Source organism: Streptomyces sp. CLV115 (assembly GCF_038448545.1).
In the GTDB taxonomy this organism is placed as follows: Bacteria; Actinomycetota; Actinomycetes; order Streptomycetales; family Streptomycetaceae; genus Streptomyces; species Streptomyces sanglieri.
In genome coordinates this window covers 24,490-44,068 of sequence record NZ_JBCEWQ010000068.1, presented here as the reverse complement: position 1 = coordinate 44,068, position 19,579 = coordinate 24,490, and the positions used below count along the sequence as shown (strand labels likewise).

16 protein-coding genes and 1 tRNA gene are annotated in these 19,579 nt (G+C 70.8%); 14 read left to right on the top strand and 3 right to left on the bottom strand.

Going from position 1 to position 19,579, the window contains the following annotated elements; translation table 11 throughout:
- Window positions 1-411: 411 nt before the first annotated feature.
- From AADR41_RS23100 to AADR41_RS23090, 3 genes are all read left to right on the top strand, one after another.
- On the top strand, window positions 412-1,245 hold the full coding sequence (locus tag AADR41_RS23100) for a glycerophosphodiester phosphodiesterase (protein WP_342283292.1): 834 nt from the start codon (window positions 412-414) through the stop codon (window positions 1,243-1,245).
- A gap of 53 nt (window positions 1,246-1,298) precedes the next feature.
- Window positions 1,299-1,994: an ATP-binding protein gene (locus tag AADR41_RS23095; protein WP_342283291.1), complete on the top strand. Its 696-nt coding sequence runs from the start codon at window positions 1,299-1,301 to the stop codon at window positions 1,992-1,994.
- 169 nt (window positions 1,995-2,163) lie between these two features.
- Complete coding sequence (locus AADR41_RS23090; protein ID WP_342283290.1) at window positions 2,164-3,129, top strand: DUF5926 family protein; 966 nt, start codon at window positions 2,164-2,166, stop codon at window positions 3,127-3,129.
- A gap of 853 nt (window positions 3,130-3,982) precedes the next feature.
- Here AADR41_RS23090 and AADR41_RS23085 read toward each other — a convergent pair.
- Window positions 3,983-4,660, bottom strand: coding sequence for a bifunctional DNA primase/polymerase (locus AADR41_RS23085; RefSeq protein WP_342283289.1), 678 nt, complete (start codon window positions 4,658-4,660; stop codon window positions 3,983-3,985).
- A 498-nt stretch (window positions 4,661-5,158) separates the two neighbouring features.
- On the opposite strand from AADR41_RS23085, the gene AADR41_RS23080 reads away from it, so the two are divergent.
- Entirely contained in the window at window positions 5,159-6,685 is a 1,527-nt protein-coding gene (locus AADR41_RS23080) for a PP2C family protein-serine/threonine phosphatase (RefSeq protein WP_446751101.1), read from the top strand.
- Between the two features lie 121 nt (window positions 6,686-6,806).
- Window positions 6,807-8,270 carry an aminopeptidase P family protein gene (locus AADR41_RS23075; RefSeq protein WP_342283287.1) on the top strand — a complete coding sequence of 488 codons (1,464 nt, stop codon included), beginning with the start codon at window positions 6,807-6,809 and terminating at the stop codon, window positions 8,268-8,270.
- Window positions 8,271-8,296: 26 nt separating this feature from the next.
- Here the strand turns inward: AADR41_RS23075 and AADR41_RS23070 are convergent, their stop codons facing one another.
- Window positions 8,297-8,860, bottom strand: coding sequence for an ATP-binding protein (locus tag AADR41_RS23070; protein WP_342283286.1), 564 nt, complete (start codon window positions 8,858-8,860; stop codon window positions 8,297-8,299).
- A 203-nt stretch (window positions 8,861-9,063) separates the two neighbouring features.
- Between AADR41_RS23070 and AADR41_RS23065 the strand changes: the two genes are divergently transcribed.
- The 9 genes from AADR41_RS23065 (at window position 9,064) to AADR41_RS23025 (ending at window position 19,053) form a co-directional block, all read left to right on the top strand.
- The gene (locus AADR41_RS23065) at window positions 9,064-9,867 is read left to right on the top strand and encodes a hypothetical protein (RefSeq protein WP_342283285.1); all 804 of its coding nucleotides are present in this window, start codon (window positions 9,064-9,066) and stop codon (window positions 9,865-9,867) included.
- A 148-nt stretch (window positions 9,868-10,015) separates the two neighbouring features.
- Complete coding sequence (locus AADR41_RS23060; RefSeq protein WP_342283284.1) at window positions 10,016-10,759, top strand: YcnI family copper-binding membrane protein; 744 nt, start codon at window positions 10,016-10,018, stop codon at window positions 10,757-10,759.
- A 45-nt stretch (window positions 10,760-10,804) separates the two neighbouring features.
- Complete coding sequence (locus AADR41_RS23055; RefSeq protein ID WP_342283283.1) at window positions 10,805-11,458, top strand: SCO family protein; 654 nt, start codon at window positions 10,805-10,807, stop codon at window positions 11,456-11,458.
- Window positions 11,455-11,904 carry a copper chaperone PCu(A)C gene (locus AADR41_RS23050; protein ID WP_342283282.1) on the top strand — a complete coding sequence of 150 codons (450 nt, stop codon included), beginning with the start codon at window positions 11,455-11,457 and terminating at the stop codon, window positions 11,902-11,904. The genes AADR41_RS23055 and AADR41_RS23050 overlap by 4 nt, the downstream gene beginning before the upstream one ends.
- A gap of 14 nt (window positions 11,905-11,918) precedes the next feature.
- Entirely contained in the window at window positions 11,919-13,895 is a 1,977-nt protein-coding gene (locus tag AADR41_RS23045) for a copper resistance CopC/CopD family protein (protein ID WP_342283281.1), read from the top strand.
- Window positions 13,896-13,990: 95 nt separating this feature from the next.
- Window positions 13,991-15,283 carry an iron uptake transporter deferrochelatase/peroxidase subunit gene (efeB, locus tag AADR41_RS23040; protein WP_342283294.1) on the top strand — a complete coding sequence of 431 codons (1,293 nt, stop codon included), beginning with the start codon at window positions 13,991-13,993 and terminating at the stop codon, window positions 15,281-15,283.
- A 27-nt stretch (window positions 15,284-15,310) separates the two neighbouring features.
- A complete protein-coding gene (gene pheA / locus AADR41_RS23035; protein WP_342283280.1) occupies window positions 15,311-16,246 on the top strand; it encodes a prephenate dehydratase in 936 nt (311 codons plus the stop codon).
- Window positions 16,247-16,957: 711 nt separating this feature from the next.
- The gene (gene serS, locus AADR41_RS23030) at window positions 16,958-18,247 is read left to right on the top strand and encodes a serine--tRNA ligase (protein ID WP_342283279.1); all 1,290 of its coding nucleotides are present in this window, start codon (window positions 16,958-16,960) and stop codon (window positions 18,245-18,247) included.
- Complete coding sequence (locus AADR41_RS23025; protein ID WP_342283278.1) at window positions 18,244-19,053, top strand: HAD family hydrolase; 810 nt, start codon at window positions 18,244-18,246, stop codon at window positions 19,051-19,053. The genes serS and AADR41_RS23025 overlap by 4 nt, the downstream gene beginning before the upstream one ends.
- Before the next feature lie 95 nt (window positions 19,054-19,148).
- Here AADR41_RS23025 and AADR41_RS23020 read toward each other — a convergent pair.
- Window positions 19,149-19,236, bottom strand: a tRNA-Ser gene (locus AADR41_RS23020).
- Between the last annotated feature and the right edge of the window lie 343 nt (window positions 19,237-19,579).

The following is a 19,579-nucleotide window of genomic DNA, read 5'->3' as shown; positions in this document are numbered from 1 at the left end:
GTGGGGAGGCGCGGCGGGCTGTCCGGCCACGGGGGCGGAATCGGGCGCGCTCCCGGGCGACCCCTGAGGAGCGTCGGCCGGCACTGGAGGTGCGGACGGAACGGACGGAACGGCCTCGGCCGCAGTGCCCTCGTTGTCCTCGTTCTCTGTGCTCACAGCTCTTTACTCCTCGGTTCCACATCAATTTCGGCAAGAGATCCGCTGCGTACGTGTCCCGTAACAGCTTTTCCCAAGGCACGTCAGGCCACTGTAAGCAGGACCTGTGCATCCGCACACCAATCTTTACATCGGTCAAAACGGTCCCCCCGTGCAAGACGCACCGCAGGGTGCGCCGCGGCCGCGCCCCCGGGGTACGTGCTTCCGCTGCACAACGTGCGCACAGCGGTCGCCCGACGGTGACACGATGACGCCGTGACCCACGCACGACAGCAGCCCACGGACCGCCCCATCCAGGTCGTCGCTCACCGGGGCGCGTCCGACGACGCGCCCGAGCACACCCTCGCCGCGTACCGGAAGGCGATCGAGGACGGTGCCGACGCCCTGGAGTGCGACGTACGGCTCACCGCCGACGGCCATCTCGTATGCGTGCACGACCGCCGGGTGAACCGCACCTCCAACGGCCGCGGCGCCGTCTCGGCCCTGGAGCTCGCCGAGCTCGCGGCCCTCGATTTCGGCTCCTGGAAGGACCGCGAGGAGTCGGAGTCCCCGGACTGGGATCCGGTGCCGGGGGAGCTCACCTCCGTGCTGACCCTGGAGCGGCTGCTCGAACTCGTCGTCGAGACCCGGGCCGCCGGGCGCCCGCTCCAGCTGGCCGTCGAGACCAAGCACCCCACCCGCTGGGCGGGCCAGGTCGAGGAGCGGCTGTTGCAGCTGCTGAAGCACTTCGAGCTCGACACGCCCCCGGCCGACGGCCCGTCGCCGGTACGCGTCATGAGCTTCTCGGCCCGCTCGCTGTACCGCGTCCAGGCCGCGGCCCCCACGCTGCCCACCGTGTATCTGATGCAGTTCCTCTCGCCGCGGCTGCGCGACGGGCGGCTGCCCGCCGGGGCGCGCATCGCCGGGCCGGGGATGCGGATCGTACGCAATCACCCCGGCTACATCGAGCGACTGCACCGCGCGGGGCACCGCGTGCACGTCTGGACGGTGAACGAGCCGGAGGACGTCGAACGCTGCGTCGATCTCGGCATCGAGGCGATCATCACGAACCGCCCGAAGCAGGTTCTGGCACAACTTGGACGCTTTTAGCACCAGTCACACGGAGTGCACCGGCGCATTCGAACCGTATTCGATCGTTACGAGTGCGTCACTGGCAGTCCATTGGCCGGTTTCCGGTCCAGTCCAGGGGGGCATCCACTCCGTGGCGTGGGGCAAAGGAGGTCTCGGGGGTGGCGTTGGTGGTGGCACAGGAAGTGCCCACGTCGTCGAGCATGGCCGTACCCCATGGCCCTGCGGGCGTGGGCCAGGCGCGGCACCGGATGCGCGAGCAGTTGCGCAGTCACGGAGTGTCGGATTCGGTCGTCGACGATGCAGTACTGATTCTTTCCGAACTGCTCAGCAATGCCTGCCGGCACGGCAGGCCGCTGGGCCGGCACACGGATGTGGGTGACGGCGACGTCCGCGCCGCATGGCACGTCGACAGAACGGGCGGGCTGACCGTCGAAGTGACGGACGGCGGCGGTCCGACGCGTCCGATTCCGGCCACTCCGTCGGTCACGGCGCGTGGCGGCCGCGGGCTCAACATCATCAGCGCGCTGGCCGACGAGTGGGGCGTACGCGACAGCTCGTCCGGTGAAGTGACCGTCTGGGTCCTGGTCAACGAGGGACACGGGCAGCAGCCCGGGGGGCCGGTGACGCCCGGGCCAGGCATTTCGGGGCGGAACATCTCGGAGCCCGCTGTTTCGGGGGCCGCCGTTTCGGGGGTCTCCGTTTCGGGGGTCTCCGTCTCGGGGCTCGACACGCTGGGATTCGCGGACGCCTTCGACGACGTGGGCTGACGTTCCGCCACTCGCTCCGTCACATGCTCCGCCGCCCCTTTGCCATTCGCTCCGGCGCCGATGCCGGCACCGGCGGGCGCATGGGCGCGGGCACGTGTGTCCCGGATGCGACAGGGACGGCTAGGCTCGCGGCCCAGACCGCACTGTCGCAATCGGGAGAAAGCCCACCATGGCCAAGAAGCGCCCTCAGACCAAGGCCGGGAAGCAGCAACTCAAGGACGGCGAGATCCCGGTGGTCGGGGCTCGCGAGCCCTGCCCGTGCGGTTCGGGCCGCCGCTACAAGGCGTGTCACGGCCGCGCCGCCGCCCAGGCCGTGACCGAGCTCGTCCACCGCCCGTTCGAGGGGCTGGCCGGCGAGTGCGACTGGGTCGCGCTGCGCGAACTGGTGCCCGCCGCCACGGTGGCGCTGACGCTGAAGGACGGGCTGCCCGAGGGTGTGCCCTCGGTGACGCTCGCGACCGTCCTGCCGATGGCCTGGCCGGCGCTCCGCCGCGACGACGGCTCGGTGCTGCTCGCCCTGCAGAACGACACCCCGTCCGGCGACCTCAGCCGTGATCTCGCGGACACCCTGCTGCGCGCGCTGACCGCCGAGCCCGGTTCGCCCGTGGCCGCGCAGCGCGTGCCGGCCGACGGTCCGCGACTGCAGGACGTGCTCGACCCTGCCGCGGCGTTCGAGCCCGCCGTCCACTCCGGCTTCGAGTTCTGGGTTCCGGACGCGGAGAACGCCGCGCCCGAGGTGTCCGCCTCCCTGGAGCGCGCGAACGGGGCGGCGATCCCGACGACACGGCTCGCCGGTGTGGACGCCGCCTACTGGTGCGAGACCCCGGAGAAGAACCACCTCCGCTGGGTCATGCCGCACGCCGAGGAGCAGCTGCTCGACGCGCTCGCCCGGCTGCACGCCGCCGGCACCTCCTCGCTGGGCGAGGGCACCAGGCTGGTCGGCTCCTTCCGGGCGCACGGGCTGATGGTCCCGGTCTGGGACCTGCCGAGCGCGATGGGGGCCGAGGAGTGCGAGAAGCCCGCGGTGGAGTTCGCGCAGCGGCTGACCGAGGCACTCGCCTCGGACGCACCGCTCACCGCGGAGGAGCGGCGGGCGCGCGGTGGGCTCACCAACCGCCAGGTGACTCTCAGCTGACGGTGACGAACCCCGGGCCCGGCCGGCCCGATAGGTGACTCGCGTCACAACTCCCCGTACTGACAGGTAAATCGCTGTCCGAATACGCGAGATCGAATTTGCGAACGGCAGATCTCTTGTTACCGTTCTAGAAGCCCGGTCGCTGGTGCATCCCCCGTCGCCAGCGATCGGGCATCCTCATTTCCGGGTACGGCGCACAGCGCGCACCGCGGCGCACGAGCCCGCGCAGAAACCCCTCGTCGATACGCCCCGGCTCATCGAGCGCAACGGTTCACGCCCCCGCGCCTGCGGCCGCTCCCACGCCGGTACACCTCCGCGTCCCGCCTTGCCGACGACCGTCTGCGCACGTGCGGACCGGCGGCGCGGGAGTGGCGAGCCCCCGCGGGGACCGATCGGTCTCGGACAGATGCCGGGCACCGGCACCGAATACCGGGGACGGATGCGGGCGGCGGATTCCAGGAGCGGATGATCTCCACAAATACCTCTGTCACCTCCGACCACACCAGAAACACTCGAATGAATATTCGAGCAATCCGGTCCGGGGCGTTCCGGAAAGGCCGTCAGAAAGCCTTCCACCATCGGCCTATACGACGGCGGGCCCTGCGGACTTTGCAATTGCGTGGCATAGACCGGGCCGGCCGCGTACATCACCGGGAATCCGGCCGCCCGGATATTCCCGGGCCTCATCCGTCGGCTTCACATGAGTATCCGACGGCCCGCCGGACATCCGGACGGAAAGCCGGGACGACGCGACTCCCCCCGGCACCCCGACGCCCCGCCACTCCGACACCTCGACGCCCGATACCCCGGCACCTCGATGCCCGGCGTCCCGGCACCCGGCGCCCCACCCCCGTCAGTACGCGAGCCGGCTGCCGCCGTCCGGGGCGCCGCTGCTCGCCTCGACCAGCGCGTCCAGCACCGTCCCCACGTCCGGCAGCCACGGCTCGTCCGATGCCGGGGCCCGCTCCCAGCGCACCTGCCCCGCCCCCACCTCGGACGGCGGGACGACGAGATAGCCGCCCTCGCCGTGGAAACGGAGCGAGCTGGGCACCCAGTCCTGGGCGTGCAGCAGCTCACCGAGCCGTTCCAGGCTGTACGGGGCGACCAGCAGCGACCACCGCGTCGGCGTCGCCACCACGGGCCCCAGCCGCACACCCATCCGGTCCAGCTCGACCAGCGCCCGGGCGGCGGCCACGGCCGGCAGGCTCAGCGCGCACGGGGCACGTCCGCCGGTGGCCAGGAGGATCGGGGCGGTGGGCCGGTTGGTCCACCACCAGCGCACCATGCGCTCGTCGGTGGTCGCCGCGAGGAGACCGGGGTCGAAGGGGTGTGCGCCGGGCACGGCGCACTCGGGATCGGGACAGGCGCAGCCGCGGCCACGGTCACCGCGGCCGCCGGCCGCCTCCAGTCCCACTCCGGGGAGCACGGGCCACCGCCATGCCGTGGCACAGGTCAGGGCCGCGTCGAGCCGGGCAGGCCTTCCCCTGCGCCGGAGCCGGAGCCTGCGTCGCCTTCCGAGGATCTCGCGCATGAGCGCTCGTTCCTTTCCGTTGAACGCCGAGGGTCCACATCACACCACGTGTGAGTTGCCGTACGTATGCATCACTTCACTGTGCGTACATGCTCTTCAAATCTGCGGTACGGGTGGGACGTCGGTACCGAGCATGGCCGAGCCGAGTCGAGCAGGTGCGAGACGGGTCCGGACGGATCGGCCCGGACAGGCGCGGCGAGGAGCGGCGCGCACATCGCGCCTGCCGTACCGAGGTGCAAACCCCGCCACTCGGGGGTGGGGGCGTGGCCGTCACTGGAGAGGACGTCCGGGCCCGCTGCCGGGTTCCGGGGCGGTCAGAACTGCCCCTGGCCTTCATCGATTACGTACCCAGCATGCCCGAAATGACGCTCCCTCCGGGACTTCACCCCGAGAACACCCCCTGTTCGAGCACGCCCAGTCGACCGCAAATAGTTGCCTTCGGGTGCATTTTTTGGCCAACTTTACGGCCTCCCGGACACCATAAATCCCGTGGGGACAATGCTGGACATCGCCTCACTTGTGCGTGTACATGTGGTGCTACGTGTACATGCGGATGCACTGATAGCGGCGCAGAATGACATGGGGGTTTGCGATGCTATTCGACAGAAAGCACTGGTCGGAAAGCCGGAAGCCATGAGCGCCCCACACCTGCCGAAAGTGGCTGGAATCGATCCCACAGTTCCGGTTTCAACGCACACTGCCGGGTCTCTGTCCGAGGCGCCCTCCGCAACCGGAGCCTTCATCCAGGACCGGCTCGCCGGCTGGGTCTCCGACCTCACCACGCTGCACGAACTCACCGAGCGGCTGGCCGGAACCGGCACGCTCGACGACGCCCTCCACGAACTGCTGGACGCCGGAGCCGCCCTGGTCGGCGCCCGCCGCGGCCTGGTCGTCTTCGAACCGTCCGACCGCCGCGGCCCCGTGAGCACCATCGGCCTCGGCCTCGCCCACGCCGAGCTCGGACAGATCGAGACCGTTCCGCGCACCGCCACCTCCTACGGCCGGATCCTGGAAGGGCTCCCGGACGCCGAGGACGCGCTGACCACCCCCGATCTGCCGGGCGACCCCGGCCTGGACCCCCGCCGCCGCGAGGTCGCCGCCCGGCTCGGATACGCCGCCAGCTACGCCGTACCGATCACCGCCGGGGCGACCGGCAGGCTCGGTGCCGCCGTCTGGCTGTACGACGAACCCGCCGAACCCCTGGAACGCCAGCGCCATCTCGTCGGCCTCTACGCCGGATACGCCGGTGAGCACCTGGCCCGGCTGCTGGAGCTGGAGCGGGCCAGGGCCGATGTCGCCACCATCACGGAGGAGCTGCTGCCCAGCCGGCTGCCCCGGATCCCCGGCGTGCAGCTGGCCGCCCGCCACCGAAGGGCGGCGCGGGGCGGCGGCGACTGGTACGACGCGCTCGCCCTGCCCGAGGGGGCGCTCGGTCTCGCCGTGGGCTCGGTGAACGGCTCCGGGCCGGGCGCGCTGGCCGCCATGGGACGGCTGCGGTCCGGTCTGCGGGCGTACGCGGTGATGGAGGGCGAGGACCCCGTCGCGGTGCTCTCCGACCTGGAACTGCTGCTGCGGCTGACCGAGCCGGCCCGTACCGCGACCGCGCTGTTCGCCTACTGCGAGCCCGCCGAGCGCAAGATCCTGCTGGCCGGCGCGGGCCACGCCCCGCCGCTCGTGATCAGTGACCGGCGCACCGAATTCGTCGAGACCTCGGTCTCCGCGCCGCTGGGCATGCTCGCCTGCTGGGAGGCGCCCAGCGTCCAGATCACCCCGGAGCCCGGCGAGACCGTGCTGTTCTACACCGACGGGCTGCTGCGCCGCACCGGCGACTCGACGGACCGGGCGTTCGCGCGGCTCCACTCGGCCGCCGCGTCCGTACCCAAGGCGATGCGCCACGACGCCGGAGCCGTCGCCGACCATGTGCTGCACACCGTGCTGCCGGACGGGCCCGACCGGAGCGGCAGCGCTCGCGACCGGAACGACGGCTCCGAGGACGTGGTCGTACTGGCCGCGCGGTTCGACTGAGCGCCACCGGGTTCCGCTCCGCGCCCGCCCCAGCCGTGTAACAGGTCTTCCGGCCCTGTGCCCCCTTCCGTACGCCCGTACGATGGTCGGGGTCCAGTGTCGTATCAAGGAGAGACAAATCGTGGCTGAGGAGCTCACCCCGGAGAACCCGGAGACCGAGGAAGAAGAGACGGTCAAGCAGCGGAAGAACGGCCTGTACCCGGGCGTCTCCGATGAACTCGCCGCGAACATGAAGTCCGGTTGGGCCGATACCGAGCTGCACGGCCTCGAACCGATCGCCCAGGCCGCACACACGGCCGCCCGCCGCGCCGCGCTCTCCGCGCGTTTCCCCGGTGAGCGACTGGTCATTCCCGCGGGCAACCTGAAGACCCGCTCCAATGACACCGAGTACGCCTTCCGCGCCTCCACCGAGTACGCCTACCTCACCGGCGACCAGACCCAGGACGGCGTCCTCGTCCTGGAGCCGACCGAGAACGGTCACGAGGCCACCGTCCACCTGCTGCCGCGCTCCAACCGCGAGAACGGTGAGTTCTGGCTCGACGGCCAGGGCGAGCTGTGGGTCGGCCGCCGCCACTCCCTCGCCGAGGCCGAGCAGCTGCTGGGCATCCCCGCGAAAGACGTGCGCGAGCTCCCCGCCGCGCTGACCGAGGCCACCGGCCCGGTCCGCAACGTCCGCGGTCACGACGCCGGCATCGAGGCCGCGCTGACCGACAAGGTCACCGCGGAGCGCGACGAGGAACTGCGCGTCCACCTGTCCGAGGCCCGGCTGGTCAAGGACGCCTTCGAGATCTCCGAGCTGGAGAAGGCCTGCGACGCCACCGCGCGCGGCTTCGAGGACGTCGTCAAGGTCCTCGACCGGGCCGAGGCGACCAGCGAGCGCTACATCGAGGGCACCTTCTTCCTGCGTGCCCGCATCGAGGGCAACGACATCGGCTACGGCTCGATCTGCGCGGCCGGCCCGCACGCCACCACCCTGCACTGGGTGCGCAACGACGGACCGGTGCGCTCCGGCGAGCTGCTGCTGCTCGACGCCGGCGTGGAGACCGACGACCTCTACACCGCCGATGTGACCCGCACCCTTCCGATCAACGGCACGTTCACCCCGCTGCAGCGGAAGATCTACGACGCGGTGTACGAGGCGCAGGAGGCGGGCATCGCCGCCGTCAAGCCCGGCGCCGGCTTCCGCGACTTCCACGACGCCGCGCAGCGGGTGCTCACCGAGAAGCTCGTCGAGTGGGGCCTGCTGGGCGACCTGACCGTGGACGAGGTCCTGGAGCTGGGTCTCCAGCGCCGCTGGACGCTGCACGGCACCGGCCACATGCTCGGCATGGACGTCCACGACTGCGCCGCCGCGCGCACCGAGGCGTACGTCGACGGCACGCTGGAGCCGGGCGTCTGCCTCACGGTCGAGCCCGGTCTGTACTTCCAGACCGACGACCTGACCGTGCCGGAGGAGTACCGGGGCATCGGCGTCCGGATCGAGGACGACATCCTCGTCACCGAGGACGGCAACCGGAACCTCTCCGACAAGCTGCCGCGCCGGTCCGACGAGGTCGAGGCGTGGATGGCCCGGCTCAAGGGCTGATCCCCACGCGTCCGAGGACGCTCTGCTCAGGACACCATGAGCAGGGCGTCCTTCCGCCATTTCAGGACCTTGTCGAAGCTGACGACGGCACCGCGGCCGGGGCGGTTGCCGAAGTGCACATGGTCGGCGAGCTGCTCGATCAGACACAGCCCCCGCCCGTCCTCGGCACTGAGCGGCGGGTACTGCCGGGGCTCGTACCGCTGCTGGTCCCCGTACCGCTCCGCGGAGTCGCGAAGGGTGCTCCGGGCCGGGAAGCCGGGGCCCGAATCGGCGACCTCGATACGGCACTTCTCGCCGTCGAGGTAGGCGGTGACTTGGTACTGCTCCGAGGCGGCGCCGGGCAGCTCGTCCCACACGTCCCACGGATCCCGGGTGCCGAACCGGTCGCCCCGGTCTTCCCAGTCCTCCTGGTCCTCGTGGTCACCGCCGTGCTCGACGGCGTTCGCACAGGCCTCGCTGAGCGCGAGCGACAGATCGAAGGAGATGTCCGGGTCCACGCCCGCGGTCTCCATGGTGCCCAGCAGGAAGCGGCGGGCGAGTGGAACGCTCGCAGCCTCGCGCCGCAAATGGAGGGACCACCAGATGCTCATGCTCCAGCCTCCTGGCTGCGGCTCGACATACCGATACCTATTGCCGCGCGGCACCGTTCGTAAGCGCGGACCGGATGTGAGACCGCTCATTCGGCGGATACCAGCTCTCCGTACACCCGTGTATGCCCGGCGCACACCCGCGAAGGCGACCTTCCGGACCTGCCGTACCGAAGCCGGGGGCTCGGTGCGATGATGACCCGGCCATGTCTATGCCGGTCGCACGCGCCGGAGCCGGTCTGCGGCTCCTGAGGACCGCGGTGTTCGCCGCGGTCTGTGTCGCGCTGTCCGCGGCAGGTCACGCCCTGGCCTCCTGTGCGCCCGTCCCCTGGTGGACCCTGCTCGCCGGATTCCTGGGGATGGCCGCGGTGGTGGCACCGCTCGCCGGACGCGAGCGTTCACTGCCGTCCATCGCCGCCGCGCTGGCGGGCGGACAGATCGCCCTGCACGTCCTGTTCGGCATGGGTACGCACGACACCCCGGCGAACACCGCGGCGGGCGACGACCCGTTGATCCGGTTCGCGGCGAGCCTGGTGTGCGGGGCCGGTCCGGCACAGCTGAGCGCCGCCGAGGCGCACCGCATCGTCACCACCGCGGGCATCGACCCGGCTTCGGTGTCGGGCGGCGCCCACCAGCACGTGGCCGCCGCGTCCGGCACGGATCCGGCCGCGCTCGCCGCGCTGCTGCCCGACCTGCCCATGGTCCTCGGCCACCTGCTGGCCGCGGTGGCCACCGGCTGGCTGCTGCGGCGCGGGGAGATCGCCCTGTTCCGGCTGGTCCGGCTCTCCGCGCACGGCGCCCAGCAGATCGCCGCCGGGGCCCGGCTGCGCGCGCTGCGCGCCGCGCTCGCCCTGGTCGGTGCCCTGCGCGCCGGACTCCCCGGCGGCCCGACGACCGGGCCGCGCACGCTCCGTACGGCGGTCGACGCCCCGGCGCCCGCCACCGGGGATCCCTTGCAGCACCTGGTGATCAGGCGCGGTCCGCCACTCGCGTACGCACTCGCAGCCTGACGCGACACCTCCACCCGGCGCACGGACCGCTCTGTTCCGTACCCGGTCGGCGCATGCCCGCCGTTCGGAGGGGAGAGGTGTCGTGATGTCGGCGCACACCCGCGCGCCGGACCACTTTCCCTCGTGCTTCCGTGGAGTGATACCTGCCATGAACGTTTCCCGCATCGCCCTCGCCGGCGGCGTCGCCGCGTCCACCGTCCTGATCCTCGCCGGTACGGCCTCCGCGCATGTCAGCGTGCAGCCGCAGGGCGAGGCCGCCAAGGGCGGTTACGCCACCGTCAACTTCAAGGTCCCCAACGAGCGCGACAACGCCTCGACGACCAAGGTCGAGGTCAACTTCCCGACCGACCACCCGCTGGCCTCCGTCATGCCGCAGGCCGTGCCGGGCTGGGACATCGAGGTCACCAAGAGCAAGCTGGCCAAGCCGCTGGAGATGCACGGCCAGAAGATCAACGAGGCCGTCTCCAAGGTCACCTGGACCGCCACGGGCGACAAGGACGAGCGCGGTATCCGTCCCGGCGACTTCCAGCAGTTCCCGCTCTCCATCGGCCAGCTCCCCGAGGACGCCGACCAGCTCGTGTTCAAGGCCATCCAGACGTACGACAACAAGGAAGTCGTCCGCTGGATCGAGGAGCAGAAGAAGGGCGCCGAGGAGCCGGAGAGCCCCGCGCCGGTCCTCGCCCTGACCGCACCGGCCACAGGCGAGCACGGTGCCGCCGACGACGCCAAGGGCGCCGGCTCCGGTGCCGAGGCCGCGGACAAGCAGACGACGGCCGCCTCGGACTCGTCCACGAGCGACACCACGGCCCGTGTCCTCGGCATCGTCGGCATCGTCGTCGGCATCGCCGGGGTCGCCTTCGGCGTCCTCGCCGGCCGCCGCCGCACCGCCTGATCCACCGCGCCACCCGTCCCACCGACCACCAGGAATCAGAGCTCCATGCCCAAGAAAAAGGTGCTGGCCGCGGCGTTCGTCGCCGCGGCCGCGCTCACCCTGTCCGCCTGTGGCAGCAGCGAAGACAGCGCCAAGAAGCCCATCGCCGACGTGTCGGTCCAGCCGAAGACCAAGGCCGCGACCGCCCTGGACCAACCGTTCACCAAGCCGGATCTGGTGCTCACCGACACCCACGGCAAGAAGTACGACCTGCGCGAGCAGACCAAGGGCAAGCCGACGCTGATCTACTTCGGCTACACCAACTGCCCCGACGTCTGCCCGCTCATCATGAGCAACATCGCCATCGCCAAGAAGTCGCTGCCCAAGGCCGACCAGGAAAAGCTCCGGGTCGTCTTCGTGACCACCGACCCCGAGCGGGACACCCCGTCCTCGCTGGGCAGCTGGCTCAAGCAGCAGGACCCCTCCTTCACCGGTCTCACCGGCGACTTCCCGGCCATCCAGGCGGGCGCGCGCCAGATCGGCATCGGCATCGACGCACCGAAGAAGGAGAAGGACGGCACGGTCGTCTCGATGCACGGTTCCCAGGTCATCGCGTTCTCCCCGAAGACCGACCAGGGCTACCTCGTCTACAGCGAGGACACCTCGCCCGACGACTACACCAAGGACCTCCCCAAGATCATCAAGGGGGAGACCCCGTGAACCGCCGCACCGCCCTCGCCGGCGTCGTCGCCCTCACCGCGGGGCTGACGCTGGCGGGCTGCTCGTCCTCGGACAGCAGGCCCGAGCTGAAGGTGACCGGCGCGTTCATGCCGCAGCCGGTCAGCGACATGGCGGCCGGTTTCCTCGTCGTGAAGAACAGCGGCGGCGTGTCCGACCGGCTCACCTCCGTCACCAGCTCCATCTCCGACGACGTCACGATCCACGAGACGAAGAACCAGACGATGCGCATGGTGACGTCGTTCGACATACCCGCGGGCGGCGAGCTGGATCTGGAACGCGGCGGCAACCACATCATGTTCATGAAGCTCAAGCAGCGGCCCAAGCAGGGCGAGAAGGTGTCCGTGCAGCTGCACTTCGAGAAGGCCGACCCGATCGAGGTCGACCTGCCCGTGATGGAGACCACCCACAACCCGAAGAAGCAGTGAGGGACTGACTCGTCATGACAGCCACCACCGCCCCGCACTTCGGACCGACCCCCTCGGCTCCCGCGATACGCCGTCCACTCGCCGCGGCCGCGCTCCTCGCCGCCCTCGTCGGCACGGTGTTCGCGCTGTTGCTGGGAGGCGCGGGCCCGGCGTCCGCGCATGCCGCACTGACCGGGAGCGATCCGCAGGACGGGGCGGTGGTCGCCACCGCACCCAAGGAGGTCACGCTCACCTTCTCCGAGCAGGTCGCCCTCGGCGAGGACTCCATCCGGATCCTCGACCCCGACGGCAAGCGCGCCGACACCGGCGCCGCACCGCGTGATCTGCAGAGCGGCTCCACCGTGAAGTACGGGGTCTCGCTCCACGCCGGACTGCCCGACGGTACGTACACCGTCGCCTGGCAGGCCGTGTCCGCGGACAGCCACCCCGTGTCCGGCGCCTTCACCTTCTCCGTCGGAGCCCCCTCCAAGACCACCGTGGCGCTCCCGACGGACCAGGCCGGGGGCGGCCTCGTCGGCACCCTCTACGACATCGCGCGCTACGCCGCGTACGCCGGTTTCATCCTGCTGGCCGGCGGCTCCGCCTTCGTGCTGGCCTGCTGGCAGCGCGGCGCGGGCGCCCGTCCGCTGCAACGCCTGGTCGTACGCGGCTGGACGACCCTCACCGTCGCCACCCTGGCGATGCTGCTGCTGCGCAGCCCGTACACCGGATCCGGGAAGCTCGCGGACGCCTTCGACCTCGACGGGCTGAAGGCCGTGCTCGACACCAAGCCCGGCGCCGCGCTCGTCTCCCGGCTGCTGCTGCTCGGCGCCTCCGCGCTCTTCATCGCCGTGCTCTTCGGCGCCTACGCCAAGCGCGAGGACGAGCGCGAGAAGAAGGACCTCACTTTCGGGCTGGCCATCGGCGGCACGGTGATCGCCGCCGGGATCGCCGGTACGTGGGCGCTCGCCGAGCACGCCTCGACCGGAATCCAGCCCGGCATCGCCATGCCGGTCGATGTGCTGCACCTGCTGGCCGTGGCCGCCTGGCTCGGCGGTCTCACCGCCCTGCTGGTCGCGCTGTACCGGACCCCCGACATCGGCGCGACGGCGGTACGGCGCTTCTCCGGCATCGCGTTCGGCAGCGTCGTCGTGCTCGCCGCGACCGGGATCTACCAGTCCTGGCGCCAGGTCGGCACCTGGTCCGCGCTCACCGGCACCGGATACGGACAGCTGCTGCTCGTGAAGGTGGCGCTCGTCGCCGTCCTGATCGCGATCGCCTGGTTCTCACGGCGGTGGACGGCACGCCTGATCGCGGGCGGGGGCGCCGCGCCGGCGGAGATCCAGGACGAGGAGACCGCTCCGGCCGGGACCTCGACGACGGAGACGCCCAAGAGCGCCGAGGTTCCGGACACCTCCGGGGCCACGGCCGAGGACCCCGCACGGGCGGCCCAGCTCGCCCGGCAGCAGGCCGCCGTGGCCACCGCCGAGAAGAAGCGGATCCGCGACGCCGACCCCGAGCGGTCCGGGCTGCGCCGATCGGTGCTGGCGGAAGTGGGGGTCGCCGTGGCACTGCTGGCGGTGACGACCGTGCTGACCTCCACCGAACCGGCGCGCACCGAGGAAGAGGCGGCCCGCGCATCGACCTCGGCGAGCGCCCCGGCAGCCGGGGGCCCGGTCGAGATGAAGCTGCCCTTCGACACCGGCGGCGAGAACGGCCGGGGAACGGTGCGCATGGAGATCACCCCCGCCCGTACCGGCGCCAATGAGCTCCACCTCTGGGTCGACGGCAGCGACGGAAAGCCCATGGACGTTCCCGAGGTGAAGGTCGCCTTCACCCTGGAGTCCAAGGACATCGGTCCGCTCCCCGTCGTCCCCGCCCGGCTGACCGAGGGCCACTGGAGCGCCGACGGCGTCCAGATCCCGATGGCCGGCAACTGGAAGGTCGCCGTGACCGTGCGTACGTCGGACATCGATCAGACGACCATCGACAAGAACATGAAGATCGGTTGAGCGGGATCGTGAGCGCGAACAACAGCAGGAAGAACTCGGCGGGCGGCGCGGGCGACACCTCCCGTGGCAACGGGACCGGGAACGCCGTCGCCGGCATCACCCGGCGCCGGCTGATCGGCAGCGCGGGTGCGGCCGGCGCGGCCGGGCTGGTGCTGGGCGCGGCGGGCGGCGCCACCGGCTATGCCGCGACCCGGCCCGACGAACCCACCGCACTGACGGCGGTCGGCTCCACCCGGGTGATGTTTCACGGGAAACATCAACCGGGGATCACCACCCCGCTTCAGGCGTGCGGCCATCTCGTGGCCTTCGACCTGGTGCCCGGGGCCGGCCGGAAGGAGGCCGCCGCGCTGATGCGCCGGTGGTCGGCGACCGCCGGGCGGCTGATGGCGGGCGAGCCCGCCGGGAGCGGCGCGGCGGACGGCCCGGACCACGACACCGGGATCGCGCTGGACGCCGGGCCGTCCTCGCTGACCGTCACCTTCGGCTTCGGGCGGACCTTCTTCGAACGCACGGGCCTGACCGACCGCCGCCCGCCGGGGCTCGACCCGCTGCCGCCCTTCTCCTCCGACCGCCTCGACGCCGCGCGCTCCAACGGTGACCTCTGGGTCCAGATCGGCGCGGACGACGCACTGGTCGCCTTCCACGCGCTGCGCGCCGTACAGAAGGAGGCCGCCCCGGCCGCCAGGGTCCGCTGGCAGATGAACGGCTTCAATCGCTCCCCCGGTGCCACGGCCGCGCCGATGACCGCCCGCAATCTGATGGGCCAGGTCGACGGCACCAACAACCCGAAGCCGGCCGAGAGCGACTTCGATCGCCGCATCTTCGTCCCGGACAGCAGGGACGCGTCGGGGACGTCGGGCGCCGCGGGTGCCCAGGACGGATCGTCCGATGGCGAGTACGACTGGCTCGCGGGCGGCTCGTACGCGGTCGTGCGCCGGATCAGGATGCTGCTCGACGACTGGGAGAAGCTCCCTCAGGAGCGCCAGGAGCAGGTCATAGGGCGCCGGAAGAAGGACGGCGCTCCGCTGAGCGGCGGCACCGAGACCACCGCGATGGACCTCGACAGGGCCGGCGCCGACGGCAGACTCCTGATCCCGGAGAACGCCCACGCCCGGATCTCCACTCCGGAGAAGAACAGCGGTGCGGCCATGCTGCGGCGCCCCTTCTCGTACCACGACGGCATCTCGGCGGACGGCACTCCGGACGCCGGTCTGCTGTTCATCTGCTGGCAGGCGGATCCGCTGCGCGGGTTCGTTCCGGTGCAGCGGAAGCTGGACCGGGGCGATGCCCTGTCACCGTTCATCAGGCACGAGGCGAGCGGTCTGTTCGCGGTGCCCGGCGGTGCGGCGGAGGGCGAATACGTGGGGCAGCGGCTGCTGGAGTCCTGAGCCACCGGGGCGCATTAGGGTGACGGTATGTCCGCCACGCGCTACGCATATCTCGGCCCCGAAGGCACCTTCACCGAGGTCGCCCTCCGTACGCTCCCGGAAGCCGCCACCCGCGAACTCGTCCCGATGGTCTCCGTGCCCGCGGCTCTGGACGCGGTACGCAACGGGGCCGCCGCGGCGGCCCTCGTACCGATCGAGAACTCCGTCGAGGGCGGCATCACCGCGACGCTCGACGAACTGACCACCGGCGAACCGCTGATGATCTACCGCGAGGTGCTGCTCTCCATCACCTTCGCCCTGCTGGTGCGCCCGGGTACCGAGCTGTCCGACATCAAGTCGGTCACCGCACACCCGGCCGCCCAGCCGCAGGTGCGCAACTGGATGGCCGCCCACCTCCCGGACGCCGTGTGGGAGTCGGCGGCGTCCAACGCGGACGGCGCCCGGCTGGTGCAGGAGGGCCGGTACGACGCCGCCTTCGCCGGTGAGTTCGCGGCGGCGACCTACGGCCTGGAGCCGCTGGTGACCGAGATCCATGACGCGGAGAACGCGCAGACCCGCTTCGTGCTGGTGGGCCGCCCGGCCCGGCCGGCGGCGCCGACGGGCGCGGACAAGACATCGGTGGTCATCTGGCTGGGCGAGGACCACCCCGGTGCGCTGCTCGAACTGCTCCAGGAGTTCGCGGTGCGCGGGGTGAACCTGATGCTGATCCAGTCACGGCCGACGGGTGCGGGCATCGGGAACTACTGCTTCGCGGTGGACGCCGAGGGACACATCGCGGACCGCCGGGTCGGCGAGGCGCTGATGGGGCTGAAGCGGGTCTGCCCGAAGGTGCGGTTCCTGGGCTCGTACCCGAGAGCCGGTGTGGCGGTGCAGGACGTACGGCCGCTGCGGGCGGGGACGTCGGACACGGAGTTCACCGAGGCCTCCGACTGGCTGGCCAGAAACCTGGACGGCCGGGGCTGACGGGGCTGAGGGGCTCACGGGGCTGACGGGGCTCACGGGGTTTCTTCCTGCGGGGCGGGAAGGCATCAGTGCCGGGGTCGCGTACGCCGCGACCGCCGGACCGGTGTTCTCTGCCGGGCCGACGCTACCTGCCGGACCGGTGCCGTCTGCCGGACCGGTGCTATCTGCCGATTTTCTGCATCCACAGAGTTATCCACAGGAGCGGTTCTCGACCTGGGGACAAGTCGACACTCCAATGCGACATGGTCGACATATCACTCCAGTCGACTCAGATGCATCCACAGACCGGAAGGCCGCCCACGCCACCCCGTGTTGCCTCAATTCCGTTGATCAACTCCCCAAGAGGGGAAATTCCCACCCGAACGAGCGTCTGAAGTGGGTTTGAACGGTAAATCCGCGAGCCATGGCACGACTTTCGGAATGCCCCCCTCCGGCATCCACAGACCTTCCTCACAGCCTGTGGATAACTCTGGGAAGTCCGAGAACCTGTGGACAAGCAACGAGCAACTGCCCCTCCAGGCAAGGGTGATACGTCAAGACGAGTGAAGCCTTCTGCCCCATTTAGGGGAGTAGGCTCTTTTTATTGACGGTCGGGATCGACCTCGGCCGCACAATCTCCCCCAGCATTACCAATTCCGGCAATTAGGGCAAAGTGCCGCGCTCGGCAATATCGGTTCGAGCTGTGCAAGTACAGGCCGGTAGCCTGGAGGGGTGATTGACCTTCGCCTGCTCCGTGAGGACCCCGACCGTGTTCGCGCCTCCCAGCGCGCCCGTGGAGAGGACGTCGAACTCGTCGACGCCCTTCTCTCCGCCGACGAGCGGCGCAGGTCGTCCGGTGTCCGCTTCGACGAACTCCGCTCCGAGCAGAAAGCGCTCGGCAAACTCATCCCGAAGGCCTCGCCCGACGAGCGCGCCGAGCTGCTCAAGAAGGCCGAGCAGCTGAAGGCCGACGTCAAGGCCGCCGACGCGGCGCAGGACGAGGCCGACGCCGAGGCCAAGAGCCTGATGCTCCAGATCGGCAACATCGTCCACGAGGACGTGCCGGTCGGCGGCGAGGAAGACTTCGTCGTACTGGAGACGCACGGCACGATCCGTGACTTCGGTGCCGAGGGCTTCGAGGCCAAGGACCACCTGGAGCTCGGCGAGAAGCTCGGCGCCATCGACATGGAGCGCGGTGCCAAGGTCTCCGGTTCGCGCTTCTACTACCTGACGGGCGTCGGCGCGCTGCTGGAGCTCGCCCTCGTCAACGCGGCGATCGCGCAGGCCACCGAGGCCGGCTTCATCCCGATGCTGACGCCGGCGCTGGTCCGTCCGCGCGCCATGGAGGGCACCGGATTCCTCGGCCAGGCCGCGGAGAACGTGTACCACCTGGAGAAGGACGACTACTACCTGGTCGGCACCTCCGAGGTCCCGCTCGCCGCGTACCACATGGACGAGATCATCGACGCCGAGAAGCTGCCGCTGCGCTACGCGGGCTTCTCGCCGTGCTACCGCCGCGAGGCCGGTACGTACGGCAAGGACACCCGGGGCATCTTCCGGGTGCACCAGTTCGACAAGGTCGAGATGTTCTCGTACGTCGACCCGGCGGACGCCGAGGCCGAGCACCGCAGGCTGCTCGACTGGGAGAAGCAGTGGCTCACCGCCCTTGAGCTGCCCTTCCAGGTGATCGACGTCGCCACCGGCGACCTGGGCGCCTCGGCCTCCCGGAAGTTCGACTGCGAGGCGTGGATCCCGACGCAGGGCAAGTACCGCGAGCTGACGTCCGCGTCGAACTGCAACGGCTTCCAGGCCCGCCGCCTGTCCGTCCGGATGCGCGACACCCGCGACGGCAAGAAGGTCCTCCAGCCGCTGTCCACGCTGAACGGCACGCTCTGCGCCGTACCGCGCACAATCGTGGCGATCCTGGAGAACCACCAGCTGGCCGACGGTTCGGTGCGGGTGCCCGAGGTGCTCCGGCCGTACCTGGGCGGGCGCGAGGTCCTGGAGCCGGTCGCCAAGTGACCTTCCCGTACAAGCTCGTCGCGACCGATCTCGACGGCACGCTGCTGCGTGACGACGACACGGTCTCCGGGCGCACCCGTGAGGCACTGGCCGCGGTCACCGCGGCCGGTGCCGCGCACATCATCGTCACCGGCCGCGCGGTCCCCTGGACCCGCCACATCCTGGACGACCTGGGCTACGAAGGGCTCGCCGTCTGCGGCCAGGGCGCGCAGGTCTACCACGCGGGCGAGCACAAGCTGCTGACCTCGCTGACGCTGGACCGGCAGCTCGCCGGGCTCGCGCTGTCCAAGGTCGAGGCCGAGGTCGGTCCGCTGGCCCTGGCGGCGAGCCGGGACGGGCTCGACGGCGAAGTGATGGTCGGTCCCGGCTACCGGGTACAGGAAGGCCCGCTTCCGGCGGTCTTCGTGAAGGACCCGGCCGAGCTGTGGTCCGCGCCGCTGAACAAGGTCTACATACAGCATCCGGACCTGGACGACGACGCCCTGGCGACGGCCGCGCGCGCGGCCGTCGGCAATCTCGTCGACGTGGTCATGGCCGGGCCGGGAGTGGTGGAGATCCTGCCGCTGGGGCTGAGCAAGGCGACCGGACTCTCGCTGGCCGCGCGCCGGCTGGGGGTGAAGGCCGCGGACACCCTGGCCTTCGGCGACATGCCCAACGACATCCCGATGTTCGCCTGGGCGCGGCGGGGCGTGGCGATGGCCAACGCGCACGCGGATCTGAAGGCCGTGGCGCAGGAGATCACCGCGTCCAACGAGGACGACGGCATCGCCGTGGTCCTGGAACGGCTGCTGCAGACGCCCTCGTAGGGACTCGCAGGGACTCGGAGAGACTCGCAGGACTTCGTGGGAACGGTGCCACGTGTGCAGGTGAAGCGCACGTGGCACCGTCGGCTCTGCTGCGGCGGAGGATGCGCGGATCGAACGCGCGCGGGGTTCACGGCCCCGACGACGGCTTAGCAAGCCGCTGCCTTACCACTCGGCCAATCCTCCGGGTGGGCGGCCGCGCGATTCGCAGACGGGGCCGCCCCGGGCGTTCTGCTCCGAGCGGCGCGGCGGAGTCCTAGCTGACTACTCCGGTGCCGGCTCGGGTCCGCCCTGCGGGGAACTCGACGGACTCGGACTCTCGGTCATCGTCGCGCTCCTCTCCCGGCCTGTGACGTGCTTGTCGGCGCAGTGCTGTTCCGACCGCGCGCGCTGCTCATGTCGGCGCGTGCCGTTCCTGGCGGCGTATGCCGTTCGTAGCAGCATGTGCTGTACCAACCACTGTGCCGGGTACGGCCCTTCGACGCCAGCCGTTTTCCGGGCGGGGCCGAAGGGCCGCGAACTCTTGCCG

Bases quoted from the DNA above. Each gene is read 5' to 3' on its own strand.
- AADR41_RS23080 (WP_446751101.1), top strand. From the start codon at position 5,159: ATGCTGGACATCGCCTCACTTGTGCGTGTACATGTGGTGCTACGTGTA.
- AADR41_RS23070 (WP_342283286.1), bottom strand. From the start codon at position 8,860: ATGAGCATCTGGTGGTCCCTCCATTTGCGGCGCGAGGCTGCGAGCGTT.
- AADR41_RS23055 (WP_342283283.1), top strand. From the start codon at position 10,805: ATGCCCAAGAAAAAGGTGCTGGCCGCGGCGTTCGTCGCCGCGGCCGCG.
- AADR41_RS23060 (WP_342283284.1), top strand. From the start codon at position 10,016: ATGAACGTTTCCCGCATCGCCCTCGCCGGCGGCGTCGCCGCGTCCACC.
- AADR41_RS23090 (WP_342283290.1), top strand. From the start codon at position 2,164: ATGGCCAAGAAGCGCCCTCAGACCAAGGCCGGGAAGCAGCAACTCAAG.
- pheA (WP_342283280.1), top strand. From the start codon at position 15,311: ATGTCCGCCACGCGCTACGCATATCTCGGCCCCGAAGGCACCTTCACC.
- AADR41_RS23065 (WP_342283285.1), top strand. From the start codon at position 9,064: ATGTCTATGCCGGTCGCACGCGCCGGAGCCGGTCTGCGGCTCCTGAGG.
- AADR41_RS23085 (WP_342283289.1), bottom strand. From the start codon at position 4,660: ATGCGCGAGATCCTCGGAAGGCGACGCAGGCTCCGGCTCCGGCGCAGG.
- AADR41_RS23045 (WP_342283281.1), top strand. From the start codon at position 11,919: ATGACAGCCACCACCGCCCCGCACTTCGGACCGACCCCCTCGGCTCCC.